The following is a 12,719-nucleotide window of genomic DNA, read 5'->3' as shown; positions in this document are numbered from 1 at the left end:
TTCATTAGTATATAGTTTCTAATTGAAACAATAAATAGTTTTAGTGAACCAAATATTTGGAATTGTTTTTTTTGAAAAGAGCTTGACCTAAAACTTAAAAATCTACCAAACAAAAAAATCCCTGAAATTCAGGGATTTTTTATTAGGAATTTTCAAAGTTTCAGTAATGGAACTTTCGTAGGAAAAAATATAAGACTTATTCAATACTCATTGCTTTTGCAACAGAAAACTCTCCCGAAGAAAGTCTATAAAAATACGTTCCTGCTGGCAAGTTTTTCCTATCGAAAACTATTGTGTTATTTCCCGAATCGAAATTGTCGGAGCGGATTGTCTCAATTTTTTCGCCAAGAAGATTGAATAATTCTATCTTAACAAATGCCTTTTCTGGCAGGTAAAAACAAATTTCTGTAATTTCTGAGAATGGATTTGGAGAATTTTGGAGAAGTTTATAATTTGTCCCGATAGTCACCTGGATAACATTTGATAATTTTTCTACTATTGAAATCTTGTTGGTTTCATAATATTCATCTCCTTCAAACCATGAAATGATTTTCAAACTTTGCTCATCACCTCCATTCCAAATCTTTATCAGAAATTCTTCATCTTGTTGCAATCCGTCAATTTCAGAGGTCAATTCATCATTTCCCCAGATTGTTATGGCTGTGTTTTCTCCAGTAAAAACCGAAGAGCCAGCAAGTTCTCCATTTTGGCTGAAAATGCCAATTTCTGAGCCTTTTTGAGGTTTAATTTCCCATGAAGTTTTTGGGATACCGAGAGTCATATTTGAACCGGTGTTTTGGATATCTGAATAATAACTTGGTTTGCGTGCCGAAATAAACTTCGATTTATAAATATTCTGCTCATTTTTAATACAACGGACAGAAAACCCTTTAGATTTTGGTTCACTGAATAGGTTTACACCTCCAGAACCAACAGCCAGCAAACGTCTCCATGCATGTGTTGTACTTGAAGTTAAACTTGAGGACCAAAAGATTGTTTTTAATTCCTGACCGAAAGCACCTTCAAATGTCCCGTTTATGTTTCGAATGCCAGAAAAGAGAGCATTAAAACCACTACTTCCACCTTGTTTTAATTTAGTTCCACAATCAACACCTCTCCAGTGTTCATCATTACATTCAACTTGTGGATCTAATTCAGTTTCTAATATACACCATTCAAAATGAGTTGGTAGATGCCATCCCATTGGACAGATTCCTTGATTGTCTTGATCCGAAGAATATTGCATCATTTCGTCCCATTGATACAAACCTCCATATGTTGTACACATTGATAAATTATTATTGTAACAGTATTTCTCTAAAACTGAATCATTAGTCATTTCTTGATTTCCAAATTGCATTACTCCAATATCTAGATTTTCAGCCATCCAACATTGATTTCCGATTTGAACAGTTGAGTATATCTGGTTATCTCTTGTATCTATAAAATCGTCTCCGCAAGTCCAAAATGTGAGTGCATTATTTGCAGGATATGTTAATTCGGTTTGGACTGTAGTCTTAATCTGGTAGCCTTCACCAGGATTCATATCGCCTATCAGGTTCACACTCCAATAAGGCCAATATATATCTCCATGATAATTTTTTACTATTATTATATCGCCCAGAATACTGTTTAACATATCAATAATAGGAGTGGAAGCTTTTCTTAAATAAGAAATAAATGACCAACCTTGTGGAACCACACATATTTCGTTTTCCGGCTCTACAGCAAATCCCATAACAATTAATGTATCAGCAATATCCATCTTTATTTGGTAGCCTTCACAATATAATAAATCTCCTATCAGGTTAATTGAAAACGAAGGCCAATATATATCTCCAGCAGAGTTTTTTACCAGATATACATTTTGTTCAATATCACTGAAAATGGAATCCATTAATGGATAAAAAGGATCAATATATGTAGAAAAATAGCTCCATCCGTCAGGTAAATCAATTTCCTGAGATTCTCCTGCATTTAGAGAAGCTAATCCACTTATACCCCAAATCACATATTCACCTTCATCCACAATTCCTCCGCCAGGAGGCATATATGTAGCTCTCGCCTCAATTATCTGGTTTTCAGAAGCATCCCAAATTTTCCATTTAAACTCTTCACCAAGTGCAAAACCACATACTTCATTTGTATCCGTTCCCCAAGCTGCAATTGCAGTAGAAGCTCCAGTCCATTCCCTAAAACCGCTACAGACCTCTGTTCCGAGAGAATCGTAAAATATTCCAATATAGTCGCCAATTTCAACTGGATTAGCTAAAACTGTAATTGATATTGTATCAAGAATAAGTATTGTATGATTGTTAGAGGTATATGAAACAGACCATGGAGAATAGTTTTGTGTAGTTTCAGCAACATAAAAATATTCGGAAGTTACACATCCAAGGGCATCGGTAACAGTTACATAATAATTTCCAAAATTAAGATTTTGAATATCTTCTGTTGAACTTCCATTGCTCCACAAATAAGAATAAGGAGAAGTGCCACCTGTAACAGTTATGCCAATTGCTCCAAAAGAATTTCCTGTTGAGAAAATATCTGTAGTTACTCCAATAATTGTCATTTCAACCGGTTCGTTGATGCTAACACTATCAACTCCAATGCAACCATCAGAATCGGTAACTGTAACTGAATATGTTCCTGAACTCAAATTACTTGCGGTATCTCCTAATACAGAATTTGCCCAATATTCCTCAATAAAGAAATATGTGCCTCCTGTCGGTATCACTATTGCCATGGCGTCATTTCCTCCATTACAACTAACATCTGTAGATAAAAACGAAAGACTGATTGGAAATGGTTCTAAGATAGTGTAAGTTTCAATAATTTCAACACTATTTGCATCTGTTACTGTTACTGAATATTGCCCTAAGATTAAACCTGAAATATCTTCAATTATTTCTCCATTACTCCATAAATATGTATATGGTGTAGTTCCTCCAGATACTGCCAAATCTATTGAACCACTTGCATCTCCAAAGCAAAAAACATTTTGTATAGAATCGAATAAAACTAAAGGTAAAATTTGAACTGTATCTACTAATTCTACTTGAATAATAACATTTGTAATATAACTCTCATCGTACAATGCATAAATTTCTGAATTAGAAATCACTCTATTATACATTCTTATATCATCGATTTTTCCAGAGAAAAATCTACCACCGGCAGCATATCTGGCAATATATAAATTTGGATCACAATAATTCACATTTGAAGTTGTTAATAAAGTTTCATCTTGCAAAACACCATTGAGATATGCCCTTACATAATATCCATCCTTTACAAAAACCAGATGGTTCCATACATTTTGTGGTAATGTCAAAAATACTCCTTGCAATGTTGCCGTTCCAAATCCAAACGTATTTGAAAACGGCTCAGATTGAATCACCCAATTAATATAATCAGTATGATTATTATCAATGATTATTGTATAATCCCCTAAGAGGACATTCTGTTTTACCCACAAAGAAAGTGTGAAATCTTGATAATTAAACCAATTGCCACATGTAATATAATCACTGTTTCCATCGAAGCTGTATGCACTATTCAAATTTTCAAATCTATCGGTTGTTAAAGTTGCTCCATTTACAGTCCCATCATGTCCATTCCCACTTTCATCGTATGCGTTACCATTAAACGGGTAATATGCTACAAGTCCAGAGTCTATGTTTGAGCATTGGATTACATTACTAAAAACATTCAATGTATCGGAATAAAATCCAATAGGATTATCTTTGTTAATAATTATTGGTATTTCAATTGAATCACCTGGGAGGATTTGGCCTGTATATCCTACGGTATCAATAAAGAATGGAGATTGTAAGCCTATCAGACTGTCGATAATTATATTGCAACCGCCTACGTTTGACAACCATAATGAGGAAGTATCAAAAGTTAGTTCAACTTGTAGAACCCCAAAATCTAAAGTATCATTGAAATCCAATATATTAATCTCATTAGTAATACAACTGCTGGCAGGTGCTCCATACTCAAAAGCTCCAATATCAACAGTAAATGTGCTATCATTATTTCCATCCCATATTCGCATGTTTCCCAGAATATCGGTAAATGTTGTAACTATGCTGTCGAGTCCTGTATCAACGCAAACGCTCTGAGGAAGTAAGGAATAATCTTCATTTATTGGGTCAGTAAAGGTTACATAATTCGATGTAGTATCAATCCCGCTATTTTCAGGAGAAAGATCAATATTATTAGTTCCTGATGCTCCACCCTGTATTGCACTATACGAAATTGTTCTACTATTGCTACCTGAGATTTGAATATCGTTTCCCCAGATTATGCAATTTGCAATATTTGTATGAGCAGAAGAGTATTGCATATAGATACCATCTCCAGAATTATTGACAATATGACAATTTATGAAATCAGTTGGCCCGTCAATCCAATTATGTACATAAACACCCCCACAATGGCCCGTTGTTGTATTGTCATTTACCAAACAGTTGATGAATGTAGAACTAGCCCAAACATACCCAGCACCTGCACCACCAAAATAAACATTTGTTGATGAGGAATTATTAGAGAAATTACAATTTACAAAAGTTGAATACCTTGTCCAGAAACCTCCTCCAAAATCTGCATAATTATCTGATATGTTACAGTTAATCATAGTAGAGCTAAATATATAAACCCCACCTCCGCACTCATAATTTCCTTGATATGGTGTAGTGCTATTATTGATTATTTTGCAATTGAAGATTGTAGCCCTATCTGCCCACAATCCTCCACCATTTCTGCCAGTATTATTCGTAATCACACAGTTTGAGATTTTGCTATATGTGAATAATTTAACACCTCCTCCTTCATTTGAATTATATCCATTTTGAATAGTAAATCCATCCCAAACGGTTATAATTATTGAGTCACTAAATGCAGAATCCTGACCTAAAACTCTTTGAACATTCTGCCCCTCCAAGATCGAAGTATTAATAACAAAGTCTCTTAAAGAAAGGTCGAAATTTGGAGGTTCATTTCCTGCAAATCCACCATAAACATTAACTCCTTCTTTAATTGTAAAAGCATTGTTTGCTGCAATGCTATCGCCAAAGTAAGTGCCGGAAGCGACCCAAACTTTTGCCTTGGGTGTCAGTTGATTTGCACTATCAATGGCAGCTTGCAAATTTGCAATCGCATTTGCCCAAGTATTACCAGTACCTGTTCCATTAGGTTTTACATAAATAATGTTTTGCGCTGATAACATACTTGATGTAACCAGTACTAAAGCATAAAAAAAGGCTAGCTTTATTCTCATAACTAATTGATTTTGTTTGCCCCAGCCCCAAAAGCAAGATTAATATTTATAAATAAAAAAGCGTGGAACTAAAACTTATCCACTTTCGAGGTACGACCAAGCACCCACTGTTACAAATAAGAATAGCCCACGCCTATGGCGTGAACGTCTTACTTATTTCTTGTAACAGTTCTGAAATTTGGTCGTTTTCGAAAACAAGAAAAAGCTTAACGCTTAATATTTTATGTTTTTCTAGTTCTTTATGTCATACAATTTAATATTCGTTTAATTGTCCAAATTTAATACATTTTTATAATATATCAAAGAACCTATTATCGATAGAAAATGAAATCAAGAACTATTAAAATATTTCTCAGAGTTTTTGTTTTTCATTTAATTATGCTAATTGTTACTTAGCAAATAATGTTCAAATATAATTATTATTTTTTCTGCGAACAATTTTTTTTTTGTGAAAATTGTGTGTTAGAAATCAAATTCGGGATATTGTTCAATCCCGAATTTTCATCGAGACTGAGTCGGGCTTAGCAATTTCTCGCTTCTTTAATATTTTTGTAGGTTTTTGAAAACTTATAGCCTATCCATAATCTATTCCAGACAATAGTTCTAACTTTTTTCTAACAAAAAAAGCCCTTAATTTCTCAAGAGCATTTTTATTTAAAAAGTATTTTAGTGCCTGATTTTAAGGGTTTGTAAACAAATAAACTATCCATTTGTACTTGTTCTTTTATCTATTTTCTTCGTTGCAAAAGTATTAAATAAACTGTGGCTATTCGCAACTTTTACGTCTTGAAAATGAACAAAATATCTTCGTTCAATTTGAATACTTTATTCATTTACAAACCCTAAGCATCTTTTATCCAATTAACCAAACCTTTCTTTTCAATAATTTGCATTAATTTTTCCGGCAGGGCTTCAAACTTAAATTCTTTTTCATTAAGTTTTATTTTTCCATTCTGAAAATCTACATCAACTGTATCGCCAGCTTTATAATTTTCAACAATTTCTCTGTTTACAATCAAAAGCAAACCCTGATTTATTGACGACCGATAAAAAATACGGTTGATAGATTTAACAATCACTGCTTTTACTCCGGCATGAGCCAAACCTACGGCAGGATGCTCGCGAGAACTTCCACAACCAAAATTATCACCTGCAACTACTATATCGTTTTGCTCTAAGTTTTTCACAAAATTCTTGTCGAAACCTTCAAATAAATGTGGCATTATAGACTCGGGATCAGAACTTAAAACGCTGTAAGTCAAATTTCCTGCAAACATCTGGTCGGTATTCAAATTATCAACATCGGCATAATTCCAGACGTTTCCATTTTTGCGATTTTCGTTTTCCGCTATTTCCAAAGTGGAAGTTTGCTCCTTAGAATAAGGAAATTTATCGTCTGAAACAATTCCACGAGGGTCTGCAATTTCGCCTTTCATAGCTGAAAAAGCCACACAAGCCGGAGATGCAAGATAGATTTTTGCTTCCTTATTTCCCATCCTTCCAAGGAAATTTCGGTTTGCTGTAGAAATTACAGTGAAACCATCGGCAGGAATGCCCTGACCGGTTCCCAAACATGGTCCGCAGGATGAAGAAAGCACTGTTGCACCGGCATTTATCAGTTTTGAAATAATCCCATTTTCAATAGCTTCGAGATAAATTTTCTGAGAAGCCGGAATTACCAATAGCTGAAAACCGTGAGCAATTTTTTTGCCGTCGAGAATTTCGGCTGCAATTTGCAAATCTTCCAGTCGCCCGTTTGTGCAGGTTCCAATAACTCCCTGATTTAGTTTTGTGCCTTGAACTTCCGAAACCGATTTTACATTATCGACATGGTGTGGGGCGGCAACTAAAGGAAATATTTCATTCAGATTTATTTCAATTTCCTTAAAATATTCAGCATCTTCGTCAGCCCAAATCCCTTCGTATTTTTCTTCTCCATAAAATTTGGCAAGCACATCATCGGCAGGGAAAACGGCATTCTTTGCTCCCATTTCTGAGGCCAGATTTGCAAGGGTCATTCTGTCTGAAATGCTTAAAGTTTTCACACCTTCGCCATGATATTCAATCGACATATAATTTGCTCCGTCCGAGCCAATCATGCCAATTATCCAAAGCGAAATATCTTTGGCATAAACTCCTGCGTTTAACTTTCCTGTCAAAGTAATTTTTATAGATTCAGGAACCCTAAACCATGTTTCGCCTCTTTTCCAAATTCCGGCAGATTCTGTGCGGTCAATTCCGGCAGCCATAGCATTGAAAGCTCCGGCTGTGCAGGTGTGACTGTCGCTTCCTACAATCACCATCTTCGGTTTTGCATGATACGACATTATTTGATGACAAATGCCTTTGCCGGAGTCGTAAAAGTTTTTCACTCCCTGATATTCAACAATATCGCGAACTGTCTGATATTGAGTTGCCAGTTTTGCATTAGTTGGTGGTGCATTATGGTCAAGCACAATCAACAATTGATCGGGATTGGCAACTTTTTTTCCACCCATTTTTGCAAATGTATTTTTAATACTCGCCGTATTGTCGTGAGTTAAAACAATATCGGGCTTTTTGAAAACTATACTTCCGGTATTTGCACCGAGAACTTTTTCTACAAATGTTTTTTTCATCTTGAGTTGAAAGTTTATAAAGTTATAAAGTTCATAAAGGGGACTTCTAAAAATATTCAATTAAAATACTCCGTCGTTTTGGAAAATATCTATCTGAACTTCAGAGAATTTTTCGGCATTTATGGTTTTATTTTTTTTCAAATTAGTGATTAATCCTGTTTCGAAATTGATTTTGATTTTGTCGCCATTCTCCAAATCGAGACCTTCGAGCGAATCGTAAGTAATAATTGGGAAAGCTGCATTTATTGCATTTCTTTCGTAAATTGCACCATAAGATTCTGCAACAATTGCCTGAACACCAAGAGCTTTGAAACAATCGACCGCTTGTTGGCGAGAGCTTCCACTACCAAAATTTTTCTGAACAACTACAATATCGCCGGCTTTGGCTTTTTTGGAAAAATCTTTGTAGCCCTCCAAATTGTCAAAAGTGTATTGCCCCATTTCGTTAATATCGGTGATGGCAAGGTATCTGTTATGAAAAATCATATCAGTATCGATATTGTCTTCTTTAATATACCAAACATTTCCTACAACTTCTGTGGTTTTGTCATGTGTTTGTTTAGCTTCGCTTTTTGCTTTTTCAAGATTTTCAATTTTTTCTTTTACAGTAAAAACTGTTGGTTCGTCTGGAATAGCATTAGAAGTAGTTATGTAGCCTGCAATAGCTGAGGCTGCAACAACCGCCGGCGATGCAAGATAAACTTTTCCTTTTCCTTGCTTTCCGGGAAAATTTCGATTTCCGGTACTAATTGTGATTTCGCCCGGTCCGTTTTGCCCAACCTGTCCGGCTGCACAACCAGCACAGCCAGCGTTAGAAACCATTGCTCCGGAGTTTTTGAAAATCTCCAATGTTCCGTCATGCATAATTTCCTGCCAAATAGCATCGGTTGCCGGTACAATTTTTAGTACAACACCCGGAGCAACTTTTCTGTCTTTCAGAATTTTAGCAACAGCATGTAAATCTTCGAGCCTGCCATTTGTGCAAGAGCCTATAAAAGCAGAATCAATTTTTGTTTTTTGTGCTTCAACAATATTCACTGCATCGTGAGGTGCTCCCGGCAAGGAAACCATATTAACAAATTTGTCGAAATCAAGATCGTATGCTTTTTCATAGCTTGCATCGGCATCGGCTACAAGAGGCATAATGTCTTTTCCTGTTCGCAATTTCGAGTATTCCAGGATTTCTTCACTTGGAGTGAAAAGTATAATTATTGCTCCCATTTCGGTAGCCATAGACGAAATTGTAATTCGCTCGTCGAGTGTAAATTTATCGACTTCTTCACCATAAATTTCAACTGAAAAACCTAATAAAGAGTTTGCTCCAAAAATGTTCAATAAATTCAACACAACATCTTTTGCGGAAATTCCCTCAGGTCGTTTTCCATTCAAATTGATTTTTACAGATTTAGGGACTTTGAACCATACTTTTCCTTTGCTAAATGCAACAGCAATATCCTGATCGCCCATTCCTTGCCCGAATGCACCCACAGCACCAAGAATATTTGCATGCGAATCGGTTGTTACAGCAGTAGAACCCGGATAAGCAAGCCCTCGTTCAATCATAGTGTGAGTTCCAATTCCTACATCGATGTCAAAAACTTGTATGCCATGCTCGCGGGCAAACATTCTTACAATTTGCTGATTTATAGCATATTTTTGGTCGGAGCCAGTCGGATTTGTATCGAAAGTAAAGAAGGTTTTCGATACATCGTCTATCGGAAGATTATTGTCCTGAATGTTTTTCACAACATTTGGCCCACCAAAATCGCGTGCTGCTCGTGCATCAATTTCAACATCGACAATGTATCCAGGTTTTACAACATCGTGCTTAGAATGATTTGCAATTATTTTTTCTATTAAAGTCAGTCCCATAATTATTTATAATAATTTAAAAATCTGCAAATGTAAAGATTTTAGGATTTGTTATTAACAATTTTTATGCTTAAATTTTGTTCTTTTCTTGAATCAAGTATTTACACTAAAATAGTTTTCCTTTCAACAGAATTATTCCTTTTTTTAAACAAATCTGTCGAATTTCCTAAAAAATAGTAGAAGATTTTTGTTTGTATAACTCTGTGAAACCAATGACTTTACAGAACCACAAGTTACAAACTTGCGGTAGTAAAATTTGAATATTCCGTGTTTGATGTTGGATATTGGAAAAACAATTGCTCCCTTCAACAATTCCTGCGAAAGCAAGAATCCTTTCAAAAAAACTGCAAAAATTCAACTTGCATAAAAACTTTTTATTTTTTTTCTCCCTAACACTCAAACGCTTACAAGACTTTTTTGCAAATAATTGCCAAAATACATCAAAAAACATGAAAGATTTTTGGGCTTTTTGTTATTACTATATGAGAGGGTTTAGTTTTTTGAAATTCCGATAAAAATCGGAATAAAAGTAAAAAAGAAGTGAAAAAATTATTGAAACTTAAAATTGTTAGCTTAAATCGAACATTTGAAATATGTTTGAGATACTGGATAACATTTTATGGTGTACTAATACAGGAGATTCAATTAAAAATAATACATGAATTAATTGAATTTTCTTGGAAGCTTGCAAACTTGCCGGTGTCCTCTTCTCACTTCTTTGCCGGTAAGTCTTGCAGGTTTCTTTTCTTTTGCGAAAATAAGATCAAATACAATTTCCAAATAGTATAAACCTCTTTGAAATTTGCAAAACCAAATTCATATGAATTTGTCTCAAAAATAGGAAAAGAATTTGGGAGTTTTCAATGATTTAAGATTTTTCTAAATGAACTTATTTTTGAGGCAGAATTTCAAGAAACTACAATTAGACAATTTAATTATTCACAATAAAAAACAAAAATAATGAGCAAATTTCTTATTTTTACAAACCAAAAATATAATAAAATGGAAAATATTAAAATTATAATATCGATTTTCGCTTTTTTCTTTTTCGCAAACTTTGGAAGTTTTGCTCAAATTCCTTGTAAATGTAATAATACCGGATGCGATTGGACTATTCCAGCTTTTGTTGTGTTTTGGGATGCATCAATAATGGGTGTTACACCAGGACAAACAGTTTGCATTGAAGCAGATACAAATGGTAAAAGGAATCATTTAGTAATTGAAAATTTGAGTGGAACTGATGGCAACGAAATAATTGTCAGACCATGTGATAATCTGGTAACTATTATTTCTTCAGGTAATTATGATTATGGAATTAAATTTCGAAATTGTAAACATTTCATATTAACCGGAAGTGAGATTCCAAATAAAGAATATGGAATAAAAATTAAACTCTACAAATCAGGAGAAGCTATTTCAACCAAAGACAGATGCAAAGACTTTGTAATAAAAGATGTTGGCATATTAAACCCCGATAATATTATTAGAGTTTACAAAAAAAATATGAAAATTCAGGTATTTAATATTTTTGGTCAATTAACAGATGAATTGATTGCCGAAAATCAAAATGCAGGAAATCATACTCTTACTTTCAGCTTAGAAAACTATAAACAAGGCACATATTTTTATAGTTTAACTACAGCAGAATTTACACAAACCAGAAAAATGAGCATTATTAAATAAGCATCAAGTCAGGGTTTGGCTCAAAGCCAAGCCCTGACTATCAAAACAAAATCATGAAAAAAGCACCAATACTTTTTTTCCTTTCCTTCTTCCTTTTTAATTTTTCATTCCCCCAACATCCTCAATGGGACTGGGCAAAATCTTTTGGAAGCATAGATTCCGATGTTGGCAATGCTATTTGTTCCGATAAGTTTGGGAATATTTATATTACCGGCTACTATAATAATTCTATCACATTTGGCAATAATACTTTTACTTCAGCATATTATGATAATCCATTTGTTGTTAAACTTAATTCGGAAGGAAATATAATTTGGGCAAAAGCCTTTTATGGGTCTTATTTTGTTCGTGGTTATGATATTTGTTGCGATACTACTTGCAATGTTTATGTTAGTGGGATATTTAATAATATTATAATGACTGAGACAGATACATTCTTAACTTATGGCGAGGATGATGTTTTCCTAATTAAATATGATTCAATAGGTGTTGAACAATGGATAAAACATATTGGGGGTGATGATGATGATTTTTCAACAGATATTGCTGTTACAAATAAATCAATTCTTATAACAGGAGGATTTAAAAGTCAGCAGCTTTACGTTTGTTCCGATACTTTTCATTTAACTGGAAGTTGTGACATTTTTACTTATAAATTAAGTCTTGATGGCAATATGATCTGGGCAAACAATGTTGGAGGTTACGAATATGATAGAGGTTGGGGTATAACGTCAGACAAGTTAGGTAATGTCTATGTTGCTGGCTATTTTCATAGTCAAACGATAAATTTTGGTAATATTTCTTTGTCTAATTCCGGTGATGCTGACTTTTTTTTAGCTAAACATAATGCAGATGGAGTATTTGTATGGGTAAAACAAGCATATGGCTTAATGAAAGACAGAGGACGTACAATTGCATGTGACAACAATAATAATATTATAGTAGCTGGTAATTTTAATAGCGATATTCTTTGTTTTGATAGTACAAATTATATTGTGCACAACTCAATATATCCTCAAACTTTTATAGTAAAATACGATTCTCTTGGGCAAATAATGTGGATACAAAATCCAATTAATCATAATCAAGGTGTAATAAACATATGTTTAGACTATATGGATGGATATACCGGAGCAAGCTGACCCCCTCCGAGCGATAAAAAAAATGTTGTTTTTCTGAGTGAAATTTGTCTGTCATTCCGGCAGATGTTGACCCCTTTTTTGCGGCGGCGGCTTTCGAGAAACGGAGCATGTTGACCC

5 protein-coding genes are annotated in these 12,719 nt (G+C 34.3%); 2 read left to right on the top strand and 3 right to left on the bottom strand.

Features of this window, described 5'->3' with window-relative positions:
- Positions 1-196: 196 nt before the first annotated feature.
- The 3 genes from HN894_15480 to HN894_15470 form a co-directional block, all read right to left on the bottom strand.
- On the bottom strand, positions 197-5,287 hold the full coding sequence (locus tag HN894_15480) for a T9SS type A sorting domain-containing protein (GenBank protein MBT7144723.1): 5,091 nt from the start codon (positions 5,285-5,287) through the stop codon (positions 197-199).
- An 842-nt stretch (positions 5,288-6,129) separates the two neighbouring features.
- Entirely contained in the window at positions 6,130-7,905 is a 1,776-nt protein-coding gene (locus tag HN894_15475) for a 3-isopropylmalate dehydratase large subunit (protein ID MBT7144722.1), read from the bottom strand.
- A 60-nt stretch (positions 7,906-7,965) separates the two neighbouring features.
- Positions 7,966-9,777 carry a 3-isopropylmalate dehydratase large subunit gene (locus tag HN894_15470; GenBank protein ID MBT7144721.1) on the bottom strand — a complete coding sequence of 604 codons (1,812 nt, stop codon included), beginning with the start codon at positions 9,775-9,777 and terminating at the stop codon, positions 7,966-7,968.
- A gap of 1,002 nt (positions 9,778-10,779) precedes the next feature.
- Between HN894_15470 and HN894_15465 the strand changes: the two genes are divergently transcribed.
- Both HN894_15465 and HN894_15460 read left to right on the top strand, forming a co-directional pair.
- A complete protein-coding gene (locus HN894_15465; protein MBT7144720.1) occupies positions 10,780-11,460 on the top strand; it encodes a T9SS type A sorting domain-containing protein in 681 nt (226 codons plus the stop codon).
- Positions 11,461-11,513: 53 nt separating this feature from the next.
- Positions 11,514-12,602 (top strand): hypothetical protein, encoded by a 1,089-nt coding sequence (locus HN894_15460; protein MBT7144719.1) that lies wholly within the window; start codon positions 11,514-11,516, stop codon positions 12,600-12,602.
- Positions 12,603-12,719: the final 117 nt, after the last annotated feature.

The organism is Bacteroidota bacterium (genome assembly GCA_018692315.1).
Lineage (GTDB): Bacteria > Bacteroidota > Bacteroidia > Bacteroidales > JABHKC01 > JABHKC01.
Note: the sequence above shows the minus strand (reverse complement) of the source record. Positions and strands in the feature narration are given on the sequence as shown.